This window comes from Nitrosospira sp. NpAV (assembly GCF_000832065.1).
Classification (GTDB): Bacteria; Pseudomonadota; Gammaproteobacteria; order Burkholderiales; family Nitrosomonadaceae; genus Nitrosospira.
In genome coordinates this window covers 144,359-165,728 of record NZ_JXQM01000010.1, presented here as the reverse complement: position 1 = coordinate 165,728, position 21,370 = coordinate 144,359, and the positions used below count along the sequence as shown (strand labels likewise).

Below are 21,370 nucleotides of genomic sequence, written 5' to 3'. Positions count from 1 at the left end.
GCAGACGGCTTTCTGGGCGGAGTGGATTGGGGGTCAGACCTGAATCCGCTCCTCGGTATCCACGGGTTCCCGCTTGCAAGGCAATAGCGCGGCTATAGTTTCTTCCGCCGGTCGAGCTGGGCGGGTGGAGAAAGCGTCCCACTATGAACGAAAAAACGCTCTGGTATATCGCTGACCCCATGTGTTCCTGGTGCTGGGGTTTCTCGCCTGTGATCGAGGCGATACGTCGCGAGTATGGAGCCCCTCTGAAAGTGGAGTTATTGCTGGGAGGGTTGCGGCCGGGTACGAAAGACCCGATGCCTTCCACGCAACGCGAGGAAATATTGCGGCATTGGCACGCGGTGCAACGTCGGACGGGTCAGCCATTCAAGTTCGAGGGGGCAATGCCGACAGGATTCATCTACAATACCGAGCCCGCCAGCCGCGGTGTCGTCGCGGCATCCATCATTGATTCCCATACGGTCTTTCCATTTTTCAAGGCGGTACAATCCGCCTTTTATGTGGAACAGCAGGATGTAACCACTGCTGTTGTGCTGACGCGATTAGCTGCAGATGTGGGATTGAATGCAGGCTATTTTTCGCGGGTATTCGAATCTGATACTGCAAAGCACCAAACTCTTGACCATTTTCAAAAAGTGCGTCAATGGGGTGTGCACGGTTTCCCTACCACGATTATGCAGGATGCAACGAGCTATAGTGTACTTACCAACGGCTATTGTCCGTTTGAAGAATTGCGTCCGAAGCTCGACGAATGGTTGAAGAGATAGTGCCTCTATTTCAGACCGATCTGGCCAGCAAGACTTATTTCCTGTGATGTTGTAACCATACCCGCCGCTATCGGATCAACGCGGTAATATTTTTCGACAACCATTATTTGTAAACATGGGTAAGAAGATAACGTCGACCGAGTCAAAGTTCTAATTAATATATATTTTAATTCAAGTATTTGGGCTATACGTCCACTCCGCTCGCGTATCTGCCGAACCAAAAAAAGTTATCTTCGCGAGATTTTTATTGCATTTTCCTACTCATGAAGAATGCTCGTTCCTGGCATGATAATTGCTTTATTCCCTGTATCCAATGATTTTTCCCGAGTTCTGCGACGTGAGTTCAGTGGTGCTATAACGGGTAACTATCTGACCCGCCCGCAGTTCGGTGATATTGATAAGAGGGATATAAATAATATGAATATTTTGTCGAAATCTGTTATGGCGGCTTTAGCATTAGCGGGAACGGTTTCCACCGCAACCGCCTCGGGTATCATTACCGGTATCACGGCAAGCGGGCCGGGCTTGGAGTCATTTGCTGTTATCAGCAATTCCATTAATCCCAATACGCTGGATTTTTCCAATGCCTTTTCCAGTACTGCCCCGATTACGCTGACGTTTACGATAGCGCACGGTACGGGCAATGGGGGTGCCTATGATGTGACGGGATTGATCATCAACCATACCTCCTCGCCGTTTACTAATTTTTATTGGAGTATTACTGAGCCAGCCGATGCCAAGGGCAATGGTGTGGTGTTTACCAACTTCAAATCATCCACACTTGGGAGTTTTCTGCTTGATTCGCCTTCTGTGACTCAACCAGGGTCTTTCCACCACACCGGTCCGCGTGATCTGAATTTCACCGAAGGATTGGCTGCCGGAGAGGCCGCGAACGCAAGATTTAATTTGAAAATGTTCGATCCAGGCGCAGGAAACACGTATACCTTCACTCTGACGCAAACACCCGTCAGTGTCGTTCCGGAACCGGAAACCTATGCCATGTTACTGGCAGGCCTTGGGTTGATAGGTTTTGTTGCAAAACGCAGGCGTGGCAAACAAAGCACCTAACCTGGTTATCTGTCGTTTTTATATACCCCGTCCTTGTGGCGGGGTTTGTTTTTGCTAAATCTTATATCCCCCTTTTTCTGTTAAGGGCGTTACGGCACTGTGGCATCCCGGCCATAGTATTTATTGTCGAAGCAAATAAAAACAGAGTGATGACGATAGAATTTACATTTTTTTGTACTGTATAGATATTTTATTAATAATCAATATATTGAAACATGGCATGGTAATTGCTTTAATTGTTTATTGTAAACGGAATAAAAGCAAAAATTCAACTTTTAATCTATTGAGGGAGTCATGAAATTTAACCGGATTGCGACAGATAAAAAACTTACTGCGAGCATGCTGATAGGGCTTGGAATTATGGCTGCACCTTTATCAGCCTCAGCACTATCGATTGACATTAATACGTATGTGACGGGTAGCACGGTGTCGGGTAATGCCACAGTCGCTACCCTGACCCTGACTCAGAATGGATCGAATGTAGACTTCAGTTTTGTCAATTCGGTGAATAATCTTTCGGGCGGAATCGGGGATGATGCCTTTATATCTCAACTTCTTTTTTCCTACGGTGGAGCCACGGCCCTCAGTGGCGCTTCATTCTCGAATTTTGGAGGGACCCAATCAATCGTCGCGAGTGATTTCGACATAAATCCGCCGGGTAAGAATGCAGGTTACGATTTTTATTTGGAGCTGGATTTTCCTACAAAGGCTTCCCAACGGTTTCTGGATGGTGAAGTCACTACGTGGACAATCAGCAATGTCCAGATAAACGATTTTATTGGTTCCGTTTCAGGCAGCGGTCCCTCTTCCCTGGCGATGGTGCATGTTCAGCAAGTTGGCGCCGGATCGGGTGGCAGCAATTCTGTAAAATATGTCGGGAGCGCCGAAACCGGTAACCCCCCTGCAGAACTTCCGCAAAATTCCGTTCCAGAACCCGCTACGCTCGCGCTTATGGGTGTTGGACTGCTCGGTCTCGGTGCGCAACGTAAACGCAAAAGTAGCTGACCCAATCAAACTGAAGCTTTCCGAACAGCCTGCCAGATATCTTGCCCGGCGGGTTGTTTGTATGACGATGTTGGTACCGGAACAGACCCGTCATACCTGCTAGTGCTGATAGCGCACTTGCTTCTGGCATATCGACGCGAAAAGCCAAGACGACGGATACGGACTTATCCTCTAGTGAACGGCGCTAAACCGTGACCATGTCAGCGTGCCAACGCTGCATCAAAGTTACCGCAGGCTTTACAAACCGGTTCCGGCAGACCAGCCAAAACGTTCCAGCAATCCTTGGAATGTCTCGCTTGTGATGATAGCGGCAATTAGATAGGACGTTAAGCTTAGCAGAACGACTGTAGTGATGGATCTCAATGGACTTAGATTGGAATAGTGCCGCCATTGGGATAAAAATCCAGGATCGTCCGGCGCGCCGGGCTGCGTGTAGGGTTCTAATTCCGCGAGGATATTACGTCGTGCTTTGCGGAGCGCGTTGGTGGCACCCATGCGGTACGTAGAATCGAGAAGTTCCAGTCGCTTGGTATCCATATCGAAAGAGGATTCATGAATCAGTGCTTTTTTTGTCATCTCCCGATAAAAATCCTGCATCCGCTCCAGGTATCGATCATCCGCAAATATTTCATCGATCATTCCCTCAACGGTGGATGCCTCATTCTTGCTCAGGATAGCGGTTCGCGATTTTAGGGCCGATGCCAGTTCCTGAATAAACTCTTGTTCCTTTCTGGCGATAAGCTTGAGCCAGATAGCCTCGACCGCCTGGGGAGAAGGGATGTGAAATTTCGTGCCGTCGTAATATGCGTTATCGTACAGCTTATCGAGTTCAATTCTCATTGCGCTTTCACAATCAGCATCAATTATTTCAAGCCTGCTCCTGAGTGTATCCGTCATTATTCTATCCGGTAGTTGGACAGCGTGAAGTGCGCGGTTTTGGGATATACATCAAGGCGCAACGTGGAATGGCCATTCCATTCCAAGGCGTTGCGACCAACGTGCCCTGTGCCGCAAAAACCGTGTACCCCACCCCGCAGCGTATTTACCCAAACGATGAGAGTCAAGTAGCGCAAAACTTCTCTGCAAATCATAGTCTCAAATTTGACAAATGAGTTTCCTGAAACGATTCTTGATCGAATCACAAATTAAACAGTAATCCAGTTCGAATTGTTACAGTTTAGCGCAATTTGCGGCAAAACGCGCAGCGTGCGCGTTCAGCCATCATATTGGAAAATCGCAACCGACCTCTCGACACCCGGTTGCGGACGTAGTACGCTGTTCAGCGATTTTAAAAGATCCAGCTGCCAGTATATCGAAGGAGCAGGGTAACAAAGTAATAATGCGGAATACGTTCCGAGAAATTGTTATTTTTATAATCTACAAATCGATAGAGGAAGATATACCATGAAGCGAATTGCCCTTCTTGTTGCTCCTGCCCTGCTTACCGTCGTGTTTGCTGCGAATGCCGGTACCTTGAATGACGGAAACTGGTCACCAAGCGGATGTGGCACGCTATCTGAAGCGCCAGCCGTTGATTCAAGCAATGTCGATGCCATTAATAAGAGTATCTCGGCGGTGAACGAGTGGCAGAAACAGGTTCAGTCTTACGACGAGTGCATGATCAAGGAAGCCAATGCCGACACTGCGGCTATAGCAAATTCCGCGAATGCCCAACAAACGCGATATCGTGAGGCATCCCAGAAGATCAATGCGGAGGCGGCCGCAGGAAGGGAAAAATTCAGCGGTCAGTCTTCTTCTCCTGGAATCAGCAATCCCGGAATGGTCAACCCTGGTATGAATAATCCGGGCTCAGGCATGGGCGGCCAAGGATACTAGCTGGATGCTTCATGAATTGAAAAATCTATTCTCGCCTAATCGCGCTTTTCGACTTTGATTCTCTAAGTCCGGCAGGTTGCCTGAATTGTTTGGCCTGGAAAGAAATATATCATATCGGAATAGCGGAAAAGGCATCGAGATCTTCGACAGCGGCGGCGGTTCGGCGGATGAGTTCATGATTGCTTTCCAACTTCATCATCCCACCGACTGCAAGGGATACCACCATCGCTTCGAAAGGGTACGTAAGGTGGGCGCGATATCTCTGCAGAAGATTTCGGGGGTCGATGCCTGTGATTCCGTGATCCCAAAGTGCTTTCACATACATTGCCAATAGATTTGCTTCATGCAGCCGCCTGATCTTGGGGTCGAGTGCGGTAGCCAGGAAATAGGCAATATCGCCGATTCCTTCGCCAATGCGGACGAGTTGCCAATCAAGGAGGCCAGGTTGAGATTGGCTCCAGAACAGGTTACCGGGGTGGCAATCGTGATGAACCAGTGTCTGGGATGTATTCGAAAGAAAATGCATTACTCGGCGGCGATGCCGCGCATAGTGAACAGCCGGCGCATGGAGAGGCGGAGGTATGAGTTTACCCGCTTGACGTAATCCACGTTTCATCAACGGTACCGCCAGCGCTGTGCCCAAATAGTCTTCGAGGCGGCGGACGGGACCGGCCAGCCAGTAATAGGTTCTTGCGAGATCCGCCTTATCCCAGAAGTGGGCATGAAAGCGGGCGAGTTGCTTAACCACCAGCTCAGCTTGTTCCACCGTCAGGGTGTCGTCCGGATTGCCGGCAATTCCGCCAGACTCCGTGATATCGGTAAGTACCAGTATTGCCCCCCTGCCAGGTTTGCTTTGCGCCGCCAGGATTCCCGGTACGGCGACAGGCACGGTTTGGGCTGCCTCATTATAAAAACGCACCTCGGTATGCAACAGCCTCGGTAAAGCGGTAATCATCCTCGCGCGCCAGGCTAGTGATGGCAACTTTACAAACCATTGTTTGGGGAGGTTTTCCGGTCCATTGTGTTCAACTGAGAGACGGATTCGCGTTGTGGTACCCACATGGACAGAAACGATGGCAACATTCGACACAATTACATTGGAATAGTGATTGTTAATCACCCGTTGCGCCCAACGAGCGGTTAGGTCACTGGGACGGTATGCAAGAATATTACGTTCCATTGCCACACAGTTCTACCATGCAAGACACGGTATCGATGCAAAAAAAGGGAGCCGTAAGGCTCCCTTTTTATGAAATTAAGCAGGCGAGCCCGCACTCCCCCTGGTGGGTTATTGCAATTTCCAGTCAGGGTGGTAATGCGTTTCCTTATCGAAATCTTTCCAGATATAGTCTGGATAAATTATGGGTTTGGTGGGAATGACAAATGTAACCAGGTCTACCGCTCCGGTTAATGTACGTCCAATCCCATGTACAATACCCGTCAGAAATCCAACCGGGATCCCATACGCAGGGCCTTTCTGATTGCTGTTTATTATTATGTTCTTGGGAATTTCCCCAATACCGGTGACTGTATTGGCAAGGCCGTGCGCAAGTTTGTCACCTACTTTCTCTGGATAACTTGCAGCCATTGCCGCCTGGGATGAGAAGAAGAATAGCGCGGATATCACCAGCAATGGTTTCAACATATTTTTCATGGAACCTCCCTAAAGTAGATTAAATTAAATTAAATCCATTCTTATACTAGCACACCATAGCGAAATATGGGCAGCTCTGGATATTCAAAATTGCCGTCCAATGTCATTTTTCTATGTGTGAGGCACATTGGGAAGATCCGGCCACTGGAGAGAATTTATGCGAATCAACTGTACCGGATAGTTTGCGTTATCAATCACAAACCCTTTACAAAGTCTCCGTATAATCCTGTCCATCAGTATTCTCAGCCGCACCCCGATTGAAGAATTGTGCTACCCTTCGATTGATAACTTAATATCGGGCTTTTGGAACATGCGGTTCGATCTGTTGTTAAAAAACGAGAAACATCCCCGTCGTAATCATTATCTAAATCCATTTTAATAAAATTGCCGGATACAACTCATTTTCTATCTTTACATCCTCTCTCGTCAACGTCATCTAGCCTGTCCAACGCAGCTATAGCCAGCACTGTACGATTCTCCGTGGTGGTTCCCACGCTTAACGAAGCAGATAATATCGATCCTTTATTGACTCGCCTGTTTGCTTTGGATCTGGCGGATAGTTTTGAAGTCATTTTTGTTGACGATGGTTCGCACGATGGGACGTCCGACAAGGTACGCGCCTGGGAAGGACGCTCGAACGTGAGACTGGTTGTGCGTCGGGAAAAGTCGGATCTGACAGGCTCGATTCTGGCCGGCGTGGCGCTGGCGCGCGGCGAGGTCATCGTCATAATGGATGCAGACTTGAGCCACTCGCCCGAGCAGTTGCCCGCCGTAGTGGCGCCGGTGCTGGATGGAAGCCACGACGTAGCCATTGGCAGCCGCCATGTCCCGGGTAGTGGCACCGAGGGATGGCCACTGCATCGTCAATGGCTGTCGCGCCTGGGCGACTGGATTGCCCGCCCTCTCGGCGATGTGAGCGACACAACCTCCGGATTCTTTGCCTTTCGCCGGGAACTGGCGGCGACTATCGCCGAGCATGCATGCGGATGCAAGATACTGCTCGAACTGCTCGTGGCCGGCCAGGGCAAACTCAGCGTCGTGGAAGTGCCCATCTCTTTTCGTGATCGCACCCACGGTACTTCCAAGCTGTCGTTCCATCATCAATGGATGTATCTGCAACGCCTGATGACGCTGGCCGGCGGCACGGTTTCCTTCGGCAGCGCCGGCCGGTTTGCGGCGGTGGGGTTGCTGGGTATCGCTATCGACATCCTGCTGTTCCAGTGGCTCATGAACCGCGGCGCCGGTCTCGCGCTGGCACATATAGTGAGTTTCTTTGCCGCCGCCGCAGTGAACTATTCGCTCAACTCGAAATGGGCCTTCCGCTCGCTCCACGCAGACTATCCTCGATGGCCTCATTTTGGCCGCTTCCTCACGGTGGGGTTGTTCGCCTTGCTGATGCGCGGCGGAGTTCTGGCATTGCTGGTCTATGGCTGGCATATGCCCCCCATGCTGGCCATTTTTCCCGCTGTCGCGGCCACGGCGGCCATCAATTATCTCGGTACCGCCTTCCATGTATTCCCTGTCACGCAAAACCCTACCTCGGCGGATATGCGCTGGCGGGTCGTCTCGCTCGGCATTGTCGCCTTTGCCATACTGCTGCGCCTGATCTACCTAGGCCAGGCACAACTGATTCCAGATGAGGCCTACTACTGGAATTATGCACAGCACATGGATTTGAGTTTTCTGGATCACCCGCCCATGGTGGCATGGCTGATCTGGCTGGGTACCGCCGTCGCCGGTGATAACGAGTTCGGTGTCAGGATCGGGGCCTTCATCTGCGGCCTGATCGCCATGGGTTATTTATACGCGTTGGCGTATAACCTGTACGATAAAACGACCGCTATGCGCGCGGTACTGCTATTGGCCATACTGCCGTTCGGCTTTGTCCCGGGCATATTAATGACAGCGGATGCACCTCTGATGGCCGCATGGGCCGCTACCTTATACTATATGGAACGAGTGCTTCTGGGGGATGGTAACCGGGGCTGGCTGGGCCTGGGTGTTGCTTTCGGCCTGGGTATACTGTCCAAGTATACGCTGGGCCTGCTAGGGCCGGCGGCATTGCTGTTCGTGATGCTGGATCCCGCCTCGCGCCATTGGCTGCGCCGTCCGCAGCCATACCTCGCAGCCATGCTCGCCCTGCTGATGTTCTCGCCCGTCATTATCTGGAATATGGAACATAATTGGGTCTCGATTCTGTTCCAGTCCGAACGCGCCACTGGAATAGGCAATAAATTCTCTTTGCATTGGTTGTTCCTTCACATGCTGCTGATGCTGACCCCGGTAGGACTGGTGGCTGCAGCCATGGCGCTGTGGCGGGGAGGCGATGATCGCACCGGTTCCTGTGCGGCCAGGCGCCGCCTGTTTGTTAGAGTATTCACCGGCGTACCGCTGGCGGTATTTTTTTGCTTGAGCCTGTTCGGCGCGCCCAAATTTCATTGGACCGGTCCGGTATGGCTGGCGCTACTACCGACAATGGCGTGGATGATGGGCCAGGGAGCGGCGCTACGCACCACTGCCCGCCGTGTGCTGGCGGCCTGGAGGCCTACCATCGCGGTTTTCCTTTTTCTCTATGCATTCGCGCTGCATTATGTGGTGCTCGGTATTCCCGGCATACCCTACGTGGGTTTTAGCGAACATTATTTCTGGCGTGAAGCAACCCATGAAGTCGAGCAGATTGTGGGAGCGGTTCAACAACAAACCGGGCAGAAGCCGATTGTGGTAGGCATGAGCCGCTGGTCGGTGGCCACTTCGCTGGCTTTTTACAACAAGAGCGAGAACGGCGAGCCGATGGATATACGCTCGCGAAATCTGTTCGGCGACAAGGCTGCCATGTATGATTTCTGGTATCCACCGGATCCACCGACGGATCGGCCGATCATTCTGGTGGGTATGGTGCCCAAGGAGCTGGAGCGCAACCGGCAAGGCCACGAGATTAGTCCGATGCTGGTGCAACCTGGTCCGATACTCGAGCGGATGATCTTCCGGGAAGGTAAGCCGCTGCGCAAAATCTATTACCGCCTTGCGCAGGGTTACCTGGGCCAAACGAATCAACCATGTCTGGAGGAAGAATGCTGAGAATATTGACATTAAACATGATAGCAGCGAGCTTGATAATGGCTTCTTCCCATAGCTTTGCGGCGCCCGGAGGTCAGGAAGATGAGAAGGTGACCACCGCTGCGGAACAAAAAGAGGTGGCTGTCACGATTTACAATGACGATCTGGCACTGGTAAAGGACGCACGTAAAGTTAAGCTTGAACGAGATTTCAATAAACTGGCCTGGCGGGAGGTTTCCGCCCGGATGCGCCCCGAAACGGCGCAATTACGCAATCTTACTTATCCCGCAGGGTTCCGCCTGCAGGAGCAGAATTTCGATTTTGATCTGCTGACACCTGAGAAGCTGCTGGAGAAATATCTTGGCAAGGACGTGACGGTCATTCGCACCAATCCGGCTACGGGGGCGGAAACCAGGGAAACGGCCACTGTACTCGCCACGAGTGGCGGCACCGTACTCAAATTTGGTGATCGGATCGAAACCGGTATTCCGGGCCGTCTGGCATTCTCCGGTGTGCCGGGGAACCTGCGCGATAAGCCGACTCTGGTCGTCTCGCTCATTAACCCTGTTGCGGGCGAGCAGAACCTTGAGCTTTCTTATTTGACCGCTGGATTGTCATGGCACGCAGACTATGTGGCAGAGCTGAACGAGCGTGATGATCAGCTTGATTTTAATGGCTGGGTTACTTTGACCAATCAGAGTGGAGCAGCTTATCCGAATGCCAAGCTGCAACTGGTGGCCGGGGATTTGAACCGGGTACGCAAGCCATCTCCCCTATCGCGCGACGTAATGGCAATGGCGTCAAAGATGGCCGAGGCGGAGGAGATAAAACAGGAATCACTGTTTGAGTATCATCTGTATACATTACAGCGTCCCACGACATTAGCGGAAAACCAAACCAAGCAGGTGGCGCTGCTGTCTGCGACCAATGTGCCTGTCAAGAAAGAATTTCTGATGATAGGGGCGAATTATTATTATTTCGGCCAGTACGGCGATATTGGCCAGAAGCTGAAGGTGGGTGTATTTGTCGAATTCCAGAATAAGGGCGAAGGCTTGGGCGTACCGCTACCCAAGGGAATAGTCCGCGTTTACAAGAAAGATACTCAGGGAAATGCCCAGTTTGTGGGCGAAGACCAGATTGATCATACACCCAGGAATGAGGCTGTGCGTTTGAAGCTGGGTGATGCATTCGATGTGACAGCCGACAAAAGGCAGACGGATTTCCAGAGGCTGGGCGGGGAAGGGCGCCATGCCGCTATATTTGAAACCGCTTATCAGATCGTATTAAAGAATGCCAAGAAAGAAGCGGTTACTGTGATCGTGCGGGAACCGGTACCGGGTGATTGGACCATGATATCGGAATCGCAGCCTCATACCAAGGCGGCTTCCGGGATTGCGGAATGGAAGATATCAGTCCCCGCGGATGGTAAGACCACACTGATTTATCGCGTAAGAGTCAAGCATAGGGAAAGAGGTTAGGTGTGTTTCGCGGATAACCGTTTCCACGAAATTGGAGCGATGGATCCGAAATCCGGAAAATAATCCGATCTCTCGGCGGGGATTCACGCCAGCGACAAGAGCAGTGAGATCGCGCTACGGGCTTCGTTGTTAAATATTCCTTGTGGCAGTAGTTCAGTCACCTCGGCAAGCGTGAGCCAAATAATTCCATTCGTGGGTTGGGCCTCACCGGTGTCTATGATCCGATACTCGGCAATATCCCGAAAGAAACGTCCACCTTCGTCCGACTGGCGAACGGAAATTTTTACCTTGCCGGGTAAGGTATCGCCCGGCAAAGCCGTGATCCTGATCCTCGTTGGGGCGAGTTCCGCAATCGCCCGCAGACCTGGTTCCCAGCATGGGCGGAAGGCAAACCGGAGTATGCCGTTTGTACGGCCACAGTCGAGGTCGATGGTTTGCTCGAAATTATTGTCAAAAATTGGCTGATCCCAGTCGTTCACCTCTCGTGTTTGTGCGTGCACGCGGATATGGCGGATCGACAGGCGCCCATTCGTTATCGTCATCGGATTGCACGCATCCAGGCGCCACCCCGACATGGTGTCAAGCGGGCATATCACGGCTTCGGGGGCTTTTATTCGGAGTTCTGCGAGAGTAGTGCGGACACCATCCATCACTCTCCCTTGGGCAGGATTGCTGAACGAGGCATTCAATTCGAGGGAGAAGTCATCCTCGCCCTGGAATGGCGGCCGTTCCCCAAAATGATTCCAATCCGTGGTGCAGAGAACCGACCGGGCGTCGGTATTAACCAGAAAATCTTCAGTTAGAAGCTGACCAAAAAGTTTAAAAGGGATCCAGCAATGCTGATCGTATTTCACCTCGACATGATTATCCAGAATCAGGATATTCCGGTTTAGCTTGCCAAAGAAGCGCGTACCCTGCTCGCTCTGAAGGGAATCGGAGATGATATTGCCCGCTGAGCCGAAAAAATACTCGGAATAAGGGGGTGCATCACCCCCATGAACACGTTCGCGATTACTTGCTGTCGCTTGGCAAGTCGGCGCAAGCTGGACGATGCCCACATTACCAGGCTCTATCTTGGCTTGAGTAAGAAGATCGATCTCTTTTCCTCTGCGACGGACAATAAAGCCGAGTGTGCCAATCTCGCGCTGATCGATGAAGGGCTGCCAATGCTGGGTTCCTTCTTCTGTCCATGTCAGGCCGATGATACCGAAAAAACGCCCTGAGACATGCCGGATCGTCCCGTGTTTGTGCATCCACGCATCCGATTGATCAAGCACCGCCGGTGCAACCTTGAACCGATCAGTTGAACGCACCCAGTCAAGCCAGGACGCTACTTCCTCTTTCTGCGTCAGAAGCTCAGACTTTACCATCCCAGGATGCCCCGGCAGCGTGCGAAAATACCGCCACTATGAGGTTTTCCAGCACGGTGCTGAATAAACTCGGATTCGCATCGCCTGTCGAGAAAAGTATGAATGAATTCAGTGCCATGGACAGCGATGGCATCGGCACGTTCATGCATGTTTTCCATAACCCGCGCCACGGTCCGGTCCGCGAAGAGCGAATAAGCGCCATTGCGGCCCCAGGCGCGAAGCGCGAGGGCAATCTTTTTCGCACCTGAGGCAGGTGTTTTTGCCAGATCGGGAAAGATGCGGTCAAGTTGCTCAAGAATAGGCGATTCAGTATACCGCTCCAATACCGTGGCAAACTCGATCTGCGCCTGCCTGTGCCCCCTGAGGGATGGAGTGCTCAGATTGGCGCCTTCCATGATGCGTATTTTTGTCAGCGGTTCGGCTAGAATAAAAAATTCACCCAGCGCGGCGAGCCGAATCCACAGATCCATATCCCCAAGCTGTACAAAGCTCGGACGAAAAGCTCCCAATCCGATCACCTCCGATCGCCGCGCTATTGCCGAAGGCAGCGGCAGGCAGTTTCCGGCATCGAAGAAGTGCTGAAGCCAGTTAGTAGCCGAGCGATTAACGGTGGTAAAAATCCCGCTTGCCCAGGTGTCGCTGGCAGGCCGTCCGTTCTTATCGACGATTTCCGCCGCGGTGAAGCAAGCAATATAGTGGCTCGCACTTTCCATGGCTTCGAGTTGAGCAGCCAGCTTGGCTGGAACCCATATGTCATCGGAGTTCTGAAAAGCGACATATTGGCCACGCGCCCGGCTGAGCGCGAGATTGCGTGCGTGCACGGCCCGATTTTCGGATAAACGAATCAGGGTCAAACGGGGGTCGCGAATCGATGCGACGATATCCGCCGTTCCGTCGGAGGAGCCATCGTCGACAACGATCAGTTCGAAGTCGCGGAAAGTCTGATCGAGAACACTTTGAACTGCTTCATTAACGAAGGCGGCGTGATTGAATGACGGCAGAATGACGGAAACCAGCGGCCTCCCAGGGGAAAACTGCATTCGAAATTGAACCGGATGTTATGAGGTATCCTCTGCAATAGAGTGCTATTTATTGCGGAGGAATATTTTAATTCAAATAGGCCTCGGATCAGGAAAAATCCTTCTTCAAGAGGGAGAGAGCCAGGGATTTTCCTCTTTACCGTCCATCTCTTTTCAGTTACCCAGAAAAAGGAGCCTCACGATCTCGTTTGGCTCCTTTCCGCTTACTCAGGCATTATTCCGCAGAAGTTACGCTGATTTTCTTCGGCTGGACAGCTTCACGCTTGGGGATGACGATTTCCAGGACGCCATGATTCGTTTTTGCCGATATCGCATCGGAATTCGCCGTATCCGGTAAGCTGAAACGCCGGTAAAATGAACCATAGGTGCGTTCGACCCGTTTATAGCCTTCTTTCTCGGTTTTTGCCTCGGTTCTCTTTTCGCCTCTGATCGTCAGCACACCTTCTTCCATGCTGACATCGATTTCTTCAGGTTTTACCCCGGGAAGATCCGCCAGCAGGATGAATTTGTCGGCTTCTTCCTTAATATCGACTGCGGGTGCCCACTCGGCGGTGGCGGCCGATCCTTCGCCGTTGCCACCCTCGCGCACACGATCCAGCTCCTTGTGTAATTGATTCAGTAAACTCCACGGTTCGTAACGAGTAATAGCCATATTACCTCCATGTGAATAAGTAGTTAGCATTAATGCTGAAATTACTGGAAATCAGCACTCAGTAACCAATATAGGTCCATTTGCCATTTTTTCAACCGGGACTCCGGTATTTTTTGCGGTCGATTTCATTAAACCCGGATAAACCATAAGGATAGGAAATGATGGCGAGGCAGTCTGCGAGAAAGTTGCCGGTTGGGAGAAGTCCATAGCTTGGTCTATGGACGCCGGGCACACGGCGAAAATGCCTCGAACTGACCGCCAGCACTCGCGTTGGCTCAAAGAGCCGTATAGTGGATTAAGTTCGACGGCTGCTAGACCAGGGGCAAGTCGCCGCTGCTGAGTCCGATACCGGCGATATTTTCCACCGCTTTCACGAAGTTCGCGTTCTCATGTAGTTTCACGAGGGAATCAGGATGGTGCCGTCCACGCATGCGGACGAGGCGTACAACGCTGATGGCCGGAATATCCCAACATAATTCCGCCAGCAACGTATCCGCCGCTTCCGGGTTGTTGCATATCAGTATCATGTCGCAACCCGCATGCAATGCGCTTTCCGCGCGTTGAAGCACGCTGCCGGCAACCGCCGCGCCTGCCATGTTCAAGTCATCGCTGAAAATACAACCTTCGAAGTCCAGTGCACCACGCAGGATCTTTTTCAACCATATCTCGGAAAAACCAGCGGGGCGCACATCCACCTGAGGATAACTGACATGCGCCGGCATGATGCCGGCGAGTCCGAAGCCAATCATTTTGCGAAACGGAACCAGGTCACTTTTTTCGATATCCGAATAAGCGCGTTCGTCCACCGGTATTTCAACATGAGAGTCCGCCTGAATATAACCGTGCCCCGGAAAATGCTTTCCGACCGCCGCCATGCCGCCCAGCTTAAGTCCGGACATCAGGCTGTGAGCCAATTCGACGATACCTTGCGGCTTATGGTGAAAAGCACGGTCACCGATGACGCAACTTTGCCCATGATCCATGTCCAGCACTGGCGTAAAGCTTAAGTCCACGCCTGCGGCGCGCAATTCCGCTGACAGTACGTAACCTGTCTGCTGCGCCAGATGCCGTGCTTTGCCAGGATGTTCATCCCATATTTTACCCAGTTCGCGCATAGGTGGCAGCCTGGTGAAATCTGCACGAAAACGCTGTACTCTGCCCCCTTCATGATCCACCGCGATCAGGAGAGGCGGGGCACGAAGTGCATGGATCTCGGCGGTTAGCTGCTTAAGCTGATCGAGGGATGAGTAGTTGCGCGTGAACAGGATTACCCCGCCAACCAGCGGATGCAAGAGTCTATTCTTATCGCTGTTGGTAAGTTGCGTGCTTTCGATATCGAGCATGATGGGTCCGAGCGACATTAGGACTCCATTATTTTTCTAATATGACAAAAGCGCATGCCAGATGTAACTCGTCGCTGATGGAAAGGTGGTGGTTGGTGATGCCTTCGTTTTTGACCAGTGCACTTAACGCGGGATGAAATGCAAAATACGGTTTCCCTAGATGGTCATGGGATATTGCGATGTGGCTCAAACTCACCGGGTAGCGCATACCAGTACCGATTGCTTTGGAAAGGGCTTCCTTGGCGGCGAAACGCTTGGCCAGAAACATGGCGGGCTGACTACTCTTGAGATATTCGGGCCACTCCTGGTCTGTGAGCAATCGTTTGGCAAAGCGCTCGCCATACTTCTCGAGCAAGCGAGCGATACGCGAAGGTTCCACCAGATCGGTACCGATCCCATAAATCATTTACGCGCTTCCAGCATCAGTTTTTTCATCTCCCGTACTGCCTGTTCCAAGCCGACGAACAGCGCATGGGCAACGATGGCATGGCCGATATTAAGCTCGGATATATCAGGTATCGCCGCGATGGATTGGACATTCTGATAGTGTAACCCGTGACCGGCATTGACCTTCAGTCCTCGGTCAATGCCCGCCCCTACCGCAACGCGAATTCGCTCGAGTTCATTCTGTTGTTCGCCCGTGGTTTTCGCATCGGCATAGTGACCTGTATGGATCTCGATTGCCGGCGCTCCGGTTTGCGCCGCAGCATCGATCTGAGCAGCATCGGCATTGATAAATAGGGAGACGTGAATGCCTGCCTCGGCCAGTCTGCCGCAGGCTTGCCTCACCTGTTCGAAATGCCGCACTACGTCGAGTCCCCCTTCAGTGGTCAATTCTTCCCGCCGCTCGGGCACCAGGCAAACGTCCTGGGGTTTGATGCGCAGCGCAAAATCAATCATTTCGCTGGTCACAGCACTCTCCAGATTCATGCGGGTCTTAAGCAGATCCCGCAGAATTTCCACATCCTTATCCTGGATATGGCGCCGGTCTTCGCGCAGGTGCAGGGTAATTGCATCCGCTCCGGCTGATTCCGCGACCATTGCCGCTTCTACAGGGCTAGGATAAATTGTGCCCCGCGCCTGCCGCAGTGTGGCAACGTGATCAATGTTAACGCCCAGTTCGATCATAATGGTTGTAAGACTTTCAGTAATTATCGTATGCGGCAGGGATTGCCATGACAAGAGCAAGGCATGTGCGGAGCGAGCCCGAAACTCACTATACTATAATAGCTTGTGTAAGCGGACAACTTACTTGATGTATGGGGAAGCTGGATTTGGATCGAAAGGGAATTCCAGCGGCAGAAGGGGCATCCTATCGCTGAGTCATGATGAACACCCGAGAGTGAGATCCCGTTAACCGAGGAAAAGCCTGGCAATAACCCTGCCAAGTGGGGAAATCGGCACTCTCGAGCCATTCGTGATCAGGCTATCTTTTATCCCCGCCAATCTGGAGTACGAAGATCTCGGCAATGAGCACAATTATTATGTAAGTTGATTGCGATATCGTCCATACTCAAACCATTATCGTCAATACTCAAATCATTATTAAAGGAAGTCCATTATGTTTCCAGTAAAACGGATAGTTGTTGCGACCGACATGTCTCCGTTTGCGAGTCAAGCAGAAGCGCGCGCCGCCATGCTGGCGTATGAGCTGGGTAGTGAATCGCTGGATCTACTGCATGTCATCGACAGTCTGGCGTTGGAATCCCTGCGTAACCTGACCCATCCTCTCCTGGATACGGAACGCCGGCTGATGGAATCGTCCCGCCAGCGGATGGACGAAATTAAATACAAACTCTCCGAAAGTTACGGGATTCCAGTCGCGACGATAACATTGAATGTTGGCCGCCCACACACGGAGATTGTCCGCTACGCCGAGCTTTTAAATGCTGAGCTGGTCGTCTTGGGAGCTCACAGCGGGGGTTTGATGCAAGAACTGTTTGTCGGTTCCACTGTCGATAAGGTTTTGCGCACGCTGGCCTGTCCACTGTTGATTGTCAAGCGGCAACCGAAGGTACCGTACCGGCAGATACTGATACCGGTGGATTTCTCCGAATGCTCCCGGCGCGCGATGGAATTTGCCATGAATATTGCTCCGCACGCGCATATTATTGCCCTGCATGCATTTGAGGTGCCATTCGAGGGCAAACTGCTTTTTGGCGGAGTAAGCGACCAGCAGGTTCAGATTTATCGCGCTGAATTACAAGCAAAAAAGGACATAAAGATGCGGCAGTTTGTCGCCGAGTGGGAAGCTGCAGCCGGTCCGTTGTCCCATATAGTGGAATTGGGTCGCGTATCCGCCGTCATCAAGGAAAGAGCAAAATTGCTTGAACCCGATCTCATCGTCATCGGCAAGCATGGGCAATCAGGGTGGGAAGATATGTTGCTTGGCAGCGTCACCAAACAAGTGGTTCAGGATGCGGGTTGCGACGTGTTAATAGTGGGGTGAAGGCAGGAACATTGAACATACTACAGCGTGAGGAGGATAAATGTTAATCAACTGGAGTCAGTTCACGCCATGGTCTGCGTTGGCGGGGGGTGCGGTCATCGGTATGGCAGTAGCTATACTGGTGCTTTTTAACGGCCGGATTGCGGGGATTTCTGGAATCCTGGGGGGGTTATTCAAGGCTCAGAAGGACGATATAGACTGGCGTATTGCTTTTGTGTCAGGCCTGATCGCGGCACCTTTGGTATGGCAGCTGTTTTTAAGCCTGCCTGCCATCCGTATCGATGGCAGCTATGCCATGATGGCGATGGCCGGTTTAGTCGTTGGGCTGGGCACACGTTACGGTTCCGGTTGCACCAGCGGGCATGGCGTCTGCGGGTTATCACGCCTGTCGCCGCGCTCCATCGTTGCAACCCTGGTTTTTATGGGCACGGGTTTTGTCACTGTCTATGTCATTCGGCACATTTTCCAGATATAGGATCTGAGGGGGGGCAAAATGGCCAGCATCATAGCATTGGTATCAGGATTGATTTTTGGGTTAGGACTGATTCTTGCGGGGATGGCGAATCCCGGCAAGGTGCTGTCTTTTCTTGATATCACGGGCGCATGGGATCCCACTCTTGCGCTGGTGATGGCGGGCGCGATTGGTGTCGGTTCAGTGGCATTTGCCATGGCCCGCAGGCGTATGCGCAGCTACCTGGGGCTTTCAATGAATCTGCCCGCTTCGCGAGTGATTGACAAGCGATTGATTCTGGGAAGTCTTGCATTTGGCATTGGCTGGGGCATGGCGGGCATATGTCCCGGTCCGGCGCTGGTTTTGCTCGGAAGCGGCAGCGTCAAAGGGACGGTATTTGTAGTAGCCATGCTGCTGGGGATGGGGATTTTTGAAATTCTAGAGAGAGGCCGATCCAACAATTTCTCCAAAATGCGGAAGCCGAGGAATGACATTGCAACCGCCGTATCAGGCAATCCGGCAACTCATGGTAGGGTGGAACATATAGAAACCCGATGAGGAGAGAGTTGGCCCGACTTGCCGACTTTGACCTTTCACGTTCCGGTGGGCAACCGGAAAGCGGATTCCATCGTAAGGATGGCAGAAATCATAATTGCTGCAAGTCTTTCAGTAATTGACGTGTGTGCAGCGGTTGATCGTTGAGATAGTGGTTGAGTATATAGCGCATCAATGATTTGCTTTGCTGCCGGGTCGCGGCATTCGAATAATCGCCTTTTTCCATGTCCAGCAAGGTTTTGCCGCTCAGCCGCAAGCCGTGGTTGGGATTGCTTTCATCCCACGCCACCGGTCCGCGTTCGATTTCATAACAGTAGTCTTCATTCGGGTCTGTGGGCTTGCCCGATGCGACATCATGATCGAGCGTCAACGCATAGCCTAATTCGCGCAACATGCGCTGCTCGAAACGCCGCAGGATGGGAATGTAATCCTTCTCAATGCTCAATGCCGCCAGCGTTTCCTGATAGTACGAAAATAATTGTTCATGGGGATCATGACGATGTAATAATCGTACAAGCAGTTCGTTGAGATAGAAACCGCAGATCAGGGCTGTCCCCTGCAACGGCATCTGACCACCTTGCCATTCCGCCTTATGCAGCGTGCGTAATTCGGATTTCCCTCCCCAGGTCAGCAGCAGAGGCTGAAATGCCCGCAGCAATCCCCTGAGCGCCGATCGGGGACGCTTGGCACCTTTTGCCACAAGCGGCACTCTTCCGAAGCTGCGAGTGAAAGTCTCCACTATGAGACTGGTTTCCCGGTAGGGATAGGCATGCAGGACGAATGCCGGCTGAGCCTCCTGCACCTGTTTATCCGCGATCATTCATAAATCTGGCGTTGTGTAGCGAGCCCATCAAAAGGTTGAGGGTTAAGTGGCGTAAGGAATCTCCGTCAATCATAGCGCTAAACAATCATTTCCCGGCAATCGGGAGATTACTCATATCCAAGGCTTTTCAATGCCTGCGCATCATCGGCCCAACCACTTTTCACTTTTACCCAGACGTTGAGATATACTTTACCGCCAAAATTTTGCTCCATGTCCTTGCGCGCCTGCGTGGCGATCAGTTTGAGTTTTTCTCCATCCTTGCCAATGACGATGGCTTTCTGATTAGGCTTGTCCACGATAATGGAGGCGTGAATCCTGCGCAGTTCACCTTCCATTATGAATTGATCGATGATAACGCTGGTGGAGTAGGGGATCTCTTCCCCCAACAGGCGGAAAAGTTTTTCTCGAATCAGTTCAGCGGCAATAAATCGCTCACTGCGGTCGGTGACTTCGTCTTCATTGAACAACGGTGGGTTGTGCGGTAAATACGACCGGACCGCGCATATCAGATCAGCGAGTTGTATTCCTTTCTCCGCACTTATCGGGATGATCGCGGCAAATGCGTATTCCTTTGCTATGTTTTCAAGAAATGGAAGGAGCTTCGATTTGTCGGACAGGCGATCCACTTTGTTGACGGCAAGAATGACTGGTTTGTTCGGCCTGTCCATTGCAGGCAAGAGTTTCATTACAAGCCTGTCACGCTCATCGAAACGCAATGCCTCGATTACCAGTATCACTACATCCACATCCCGTATACTCTGGATGACCGCCTGATTCATCGCATTATGCAAGCGGTTCGTATGTTGCGTCTGAAAACCGGGCGTGTCGACGAAGATAAATTGGGATTGTGCGTCGGTGAGGACGCCATTGATGCGGTGGCGGGTGGTCTGCGATTTTTTTGAAGTAATACTGACTTTCTGGCCGATCAGAGTATTGAGCAACGTGGATTTGCCGACATTGGGTCGCCCCACGATAGCGACATAGCCGCTATGATAGTCGGGATCGGTGGTCATGGCTGGCGGTGCTCGACTGAGAACGGTGAGATCATTACGACGAGAAAAATGTCAGGGATTGTTCGTTTCATGCTTAATCCTTAATTATGATTGGAGCTGCTCATAGGCTTGCTGGGCCGCTTCCTGTTCGGCACTGCGACGAGAAGCCCCTGAGCCCACCGTACGAATGGATGGTTTCGGTACCACGCATTCCACTTGGAATTGCTGCTGGTGGGCCTCACCCGTGGTGGCGATAACAGCATATTGCGGAAGAGCCAGTCGGCGGCTCTGAAGATATTCCTGCAAGAGGGTTTTGGGATCTTTACCCAGCGTCTGCGGATCCAATCCGTGGAGCAGGGGGGTGAAAAGACCTACGATGACTTTCTCTGCTTCCGCAAAACCTCCATCGAGATAAATCGCTCCCAGCACTGCCTCCAGCGTATCGGCGAGTATCGAGGGACGCCGATCTCCGCCACTTTTGAGTTCTCCCTCGCCAAATCTGATCAATCCTCCCAATTCAAGTGTTTGCGCCAATCCAGCCAATGCCTGCTGATTGACAAGATTGGCCCGCACTCGCGATAGATTGCCCTCGGTAAGGCTGGGGAATCGCCTGAATATCAGCCCGGCAACCGCGCAGTTAAGGACGCTGTCGCCCAGAAATTCAAGGCGCTCATTGTGCGGCAGGCTATGGCTGCGGTGAGTCAATGCCTGAGATAGCAGCTTCGGATGATTAAAGACGTAGCCGAGTTTTCGGCAAAGTGTATTGCTGACCATCTTACCGATGAGCGATCGATTCTAGAAGTCTGATGAAATAACGAGGCAAGATTGGG

Annotated in this window: 21 protein-coding genes; 9 read left to right on the top strand and 12 right to left on the bottom strand. The window is 51.9% G+C overall.

Going from position 1 to position 21,370, the window contains the following annotated elements:
- Positions 1 to 143 precede the first annotated feature (143 nt).
- The 3 genes from SQ11_RS08000 to SQ11_RS07990 all read left to right on the top strand — a co-directional run bounded on the left by SQ11_RS08000 (position 144) and on the right by SQ11_RS07990 (position 2,840).
- Positions 144 to 767, top strand: a complete 624-nt coding sequence (locus tag SQ11_RS08000; protein ID WP_041513615.1) for a DsbA family protein — start codon at positions 144 to 146, stop codon at positions 765 to 767.
- Positions 768 to 1,037: 270 nt separating this feature from the next.
- Positions 1,038 to 1,835, top strand: a complete 798-nt coding sequence (locus SQ11_RS07995) for a PEP-CTERM sorting domain-containing protein (protein WP_306463969.1) — start codon at positions 1,038 to 1,040, stop codon at positions 1,833 to 1,835.
- 294 nt (positions 1,836 to 2,129) lie between these two features.
- Positions 2,130 to 2,840 (top strand): PEP-CTERM sorting domain-containing protein, encoded by a 711-nt coding sequence (locus SQ11_RS07990; RefSeq protein WP_041513614.1) that lies wholly within the window; start codon positions 2,130 to 2,132, stop codon positions 2,838 to 2,840.
- 237 nt (positions 2,841 to 3,077) lie between these two features.
- On the opposite strand, the gene SQ11_RS07985 is transcribed toward SQ11_RS07990, so the two are convergent.
- On the bottom strand, positions 3,078 to 3,737 hold the full coding sequence (locus SQ11_RS07985) for a hypothetical protein (protein ID WP_041513613.1): 660 nt from the start codon (positions 3,735 to 3,737) through the stop codon (positions 3,078 to 3,080).
- Positions 3,738 to 4,244: 507 nt separating this feature from the next.
- Between SQ11_RS07985 and SQ11_RS07975 the strand changes: the two genes are divergently transcribed.
- Positions 4,245 to 4,676 (top strand): hypothetical protein, encoded by a 432-nt coding sequence (locus SQ11_RS07975; RefSeq protein WP_041513611.1) that lies wholly within the window; start codon positions 4,245 to 4,247, stop codon positions 4,674 to 4,676.
- Between the two features lie 109 nt (positions 4,677 to 4,785).
- Here SQ11_RS07975 and SQ11_RS07970 read toward each other — a convergent pair whose 3' ends face one another.
- Together SQ11_RS07970 and SQ11_RS07965 are read right to left on the bottom strand one after the other, a co-directional pair.
- Positions 4,786 to 5,631, bottom strand: a complete 846-nt coding sequence (locus SQ11_RS07970) for a phosphotransferase (RefSeq protein WP_232297929.1) — start codon at positions 5,629 to 5,631, stop codon at positions 4,786 to 4,788.
- A 333-nt stretch (positions 5,632 to 5,964) separates the two neighbouring features.
- Entirely contained in the window at positions 5,965 to 6,330 is a 366-nt protein-coding gene (locus SQ11_RS07965; RefSeq protein ID WP_041513609.1) for an exosortase system-associated protein, TIGR04073 family, read from the bottom strand.
- 480 nt (positions 6,331 to 6,810) lie between these two features.
- Here SQ11_RS07965 and SQ11_RS07960 point away from each other — a divergent pair, with 480 nt between their 5' ends.
- A complete protein-coding gene (locus SQ11_RS07960; protein ID WP_041513608.1) occupies positions 6,811 to 9,408 on the top strand; it encodes a glycosyltransferase family 39 protein in 2,598 nt (865 codons plus the stop codon).
- Entirely contained in the window at positions 9,402 to 10,865 is a 1,464-nt protein-coding gene (locus tag SQ11_RS07955; RefSeq protein ID WP_041513607.1) for a DUF4139 domain-containing protein, read from the top strand. Before SQ11_RS07960 ends, SQ11_RS07955 begins: the two co-directional genes overlap by 7 nt.
- An 83-nt stretch (positions 10,866 to 10,948) precedes the next feature.
- Here SQ11_RS07955 and SQ11_RS07950 read toward each other — a convergent pair whose 3' ends face one another.
- The 6 genes from SQ11_RS07950 to pdxJ form a co-directional block, all read right to left on the bottom strand.
- Complete coding sequence (locus tag SQ11_RS07950; RefSeq protein WP_041513606.1) at positions 10,949 to 12,235, bottom strand: NDP-hexose 2,3-dehydratase family protein; 1,287 nt, start codon at positions 12,233 to 12,235, stop codon at positions 10,949 to 10,951.
- The gene (locus tag SQ11_RS16425) at positions 12,229 to 13,275 is read right to left on the bottom strand and encodes a glycosyltransferase (protein ID WP_052494084.1); all 1,047 of its coding nucleotides are present in this window, start codon (positions 13,273 to 13,275) and stop codon (positions 12,229 to 12,231) included. Before SQ11_RS16425 ends, SQ11_RS07950 begins: the two co-directional genes overlap by 7 nt.
- Before the next feature lie 214 nt (positions 13,276 to 13,489).
- Positions 13,490 to 13,927: an Hsp20/alpha crystallin family protein gene (locus tag SQ11_RS07940; RefSeq protein ID WP_041513605.1), complete on the bottom strand. Its 438-nt coding sequence runs from the start codon at positions 13,925 to 13,927 to the stop codon at positions 13,490 to 13,492.
- A gap of 311 nt (positions 13,928 to 14,238) precedes the next feature.
- On the bottom strand, positions 14,239 to 15,288 hold the full coding sequence (gene nagZ / locus SQ11_RS07935; protein WP_041513604.1) for a beta-N-acetylhexosaminidase: 1,050 nt from the start codon (positions 15,286 to 15,288) through the stop codon (positions 14,239 to 14,241).
- Positions 15,289 to 15,298: 10 nt separating this feature from the next.
- Entirely contained in the window at positions 15,299 to 15,676 is a 378-nt protein-coding gene (gene acpS, locus SQ11_RS07930; protein ID WP_041513603.1) for a holo-ACP synthase, read from the bottom strand.
- Entirely contained in the window at positions 15,673 to 16,398 is a 726-nt protein-coding gene (gene pdxJ / locus SQ11_RS07925) for a pyridoxine 5'-phosphate synthase (RefSeq protein WP_041513602.1), read from the bottom strand. Before pdxJ ends, acpS begins: the two co-directional genes overlap by 4 nt.
- A 433-nt stretch (positions 16,399 to 16,831) precedes the next feature.
- Here pdxJ and SQ11_RS07920 point away from each other — a divergent pair, with 433 nt between their 5' ends.
- From SQ11_RS07920 to SQ11_RS07910, 3 genes are read left to right on the top strand one after another with little or no spacing between them, the layout of a single operon-like run.
- Positions 16,832 to 17,719 (top strand): universal stress protein, encoded by an 888-nt coding sequence (locus SQ11_RS07920; RefSeq protein ID WP_041513601.1) that lies wholly within the window; start codon positions 16,832 to 16,834, stop codon positions 17,717 to 17,719.
- A 40-nt stretch (positions 17,720 to 17,759) separates the two neighbouring features.
- On the top strand, positions 17,760 to 18,194 hold the full coding sequence (locus SQ11_RS07915; protein WP_041513600.1) for a YeeE/YedE family protein: 435 nt from the start codon (positions 17,760 to 17,762) through the stop codon (positions 18,192 to 18,194).
- A gap of 18 nt (positions 18,195 to 18,212) precedes the next feature.
- A complete protein-coding gene (locus SQ11_RS07910; protein WP_041513599.1) occupies positions 18,213 to 18,728 on the top strand; it encodes a YeeE/YedE family protein in 516 nt (171 codons plus the stop codon).
- 88 nt (positions 18,729 to 18,816) lie between these two features.
- On the opposite strand, the gene recO is transcribed toward SQ11_RS07910, so the two are convergent.
- From recO to rnc, 3 genes are all read right to left on the bottom strand, one after another.
- Positions 18,817 to 19,545 (bottom strand): DNA repair protein RecO, encoded by a 729-nt coding sequence (gene recO, locus SQ11_RS07905; RefSeq protein ID WP_041513598.1) that lies wholly within the window; start codon positions 19,543 to 19,545, stop codon positions 18,817 to 18,819.
- A 110-nt stretch (positions 19,546 to 19,655) separates the two neighbouring features.
- Positions 19,656 to 20,561 (bottom strand): GTPase Era, encoded by a 906-nt coding sequence (era, locus tag SQ11_RS07900; RefSeq protein ID WP_041513597.1) that lies wholly within the window; start codon positions 20,559 to 20,561, stop codon positions 19,656 to 19,658.
- 84 nt (positions 20,562 to 20,645) lie between these two features.
- Positions 20,646 to 21,314, bottom strand: a complete 669-nt coding sequence (gene rnc, locus SQ11_RS07895) for a ribonuclease III (protein WP_041513596.1) — start codon at positions 21,312 to 21,314, stop codon at positions 20,646 to 20,648.
- Between the last annotated feature and the right edge of the window lie 56 nt (positions 21,315 to 21,370).

Bases quoted from the DNA above. Each gene is read 5' to 3' on its own strand.
- SQ11_RS08000 (WP_041513615.1), top strand. From the start codon at position 144: ATGAACGAAAAAACGCTCTGGTATATCGCTGACCCCATGTGTTCCTGG.
- SQ11_RS07995 (WP_306463969.1), top strand. From the start codon at position 1,038: ATGCTCGTTCCTGGCATGATAATTGCTTTATTCCCTGTATCCAATGAT.
- SQ11_RS07990 (WP_041513614.1), top strand. From the start codon at position 2,130: ATGAAATTTAACCGGATTGCGACAGATAAAAAACTTACTGCGAGCATG.
- SQ11_RS07985 (WP_041513613.1), bottom strand. From the start codon at position 3,737: ATGACGGATACACTCAGGAGCAGGCTTGAAATAATTGATGCTGATTGT.
- SQ11_RS07975 (WP_041513611.1), top strand. From the start codon at position 4,245: ATGAAGCGAATTGCCCTTCTTGTTGCTCCTGCCCTGCTTACCGTCGTG.
- SQ11_RS07970 (WP_232297929.1), bottom strand. From the start codon at position 5,631: ATGATTACCGCTTTACCGAGGCTGTTGCATACCGAGGTGCGTTTTTAT.
- SQ11_RS07965 (WP_041513609.1), bottom strand. From the start codon at position 6,330: ATGAAAAATATGTTGAAACCATTGCTGGTGATATCCGCGCTATTCTTC.
- SQ11_RS07955 (WP_041513607.1), top strand. From the start codon at position 9,402: ATGCTGAGAATATTGACATTAAACATGATAGCAGCGAGCTTGATAATG.
- SQ11_RS07950 (WP_041513606.1), bottom strand. From the start codon at position 12,235: ATGGTAAAGTCTGAGCTTCTGACGCAGAAAGAGGAAGTAGCGTCCTGG.
- SQ11_RS16425 (WP_052494084.1), bottom strand. From the start codon at position 13,275: ATGCAGTTTTCCCCTGGGAGGCCGCTGGTTTCCGTCATTCTGCCGTCA.
- SQ11_RS07940 (WP_041513605.1), bottom strand. From the start codon at position 13,927: ATGGCTATTACTCGTTACGAACCGTGGAGTTTACTGAATCAATTACAC.
- nagZ (WP_041513604.1), bottom strand. From the start codon at position 15,288: ATGTCGCTCGGACCCATCATGCTCGATATCGAAAGCACGCAACTTACC.
- acpS (WP_041513603.1), bottom strand. From the start codon at position 15,676: ATGATTTATGGGATCGGTACCGATCTGGTGGAACCTTCGCGTATCGCT.
- pdxJ (WP_041513602.1), bottom strand. From the start codon at position 16,398: ATGATCGAACTGGGCGTTAACATTGATCACGTTGCCACACTGCGGCAG.
- SQ11_RS07920 (WP_041513601.1), top strand. From the start codon at position 16,832: ATGTTTCCAGTAAAACGGATAGTTGTTGCGACCGACATGTCTCCGTTT.
- SQ11_RS07915 (WP_041513600.1), top strand. From the start codon at position 17,760: ATGTTAATCAACTGGAGTCAGTTCACGCCATGGTCTGCGTTGGCGGGG.
- SQ11_RS07910 (WP_041513599.1), top strand. From the start codon at position 18,213: ATGGCCAGCATCATAGCATTGGTATCAGGATTGATTTTTGGGTTAGGA.
- recO (WP_041513598.1), bottom strand. From the start codon at position 19,545: ATGATCGCGGATAAACAGGTGCAGGAGGCTCAGCCGGCATTCGTCCTG.
- era (WP_041513597.1), bottom strand. From the start codon at position 20,561: ATGACCACCGATCCCGACTATCATAGCGGCTATGTCGCTATCGTGGGG.
- rnc (WP_041513596.1), bottom strand. From the start codon at position 21,314: ATGGTCAGCAATACACTTTGCCGAAAACTCGGCTACGTCTTTAATCAT.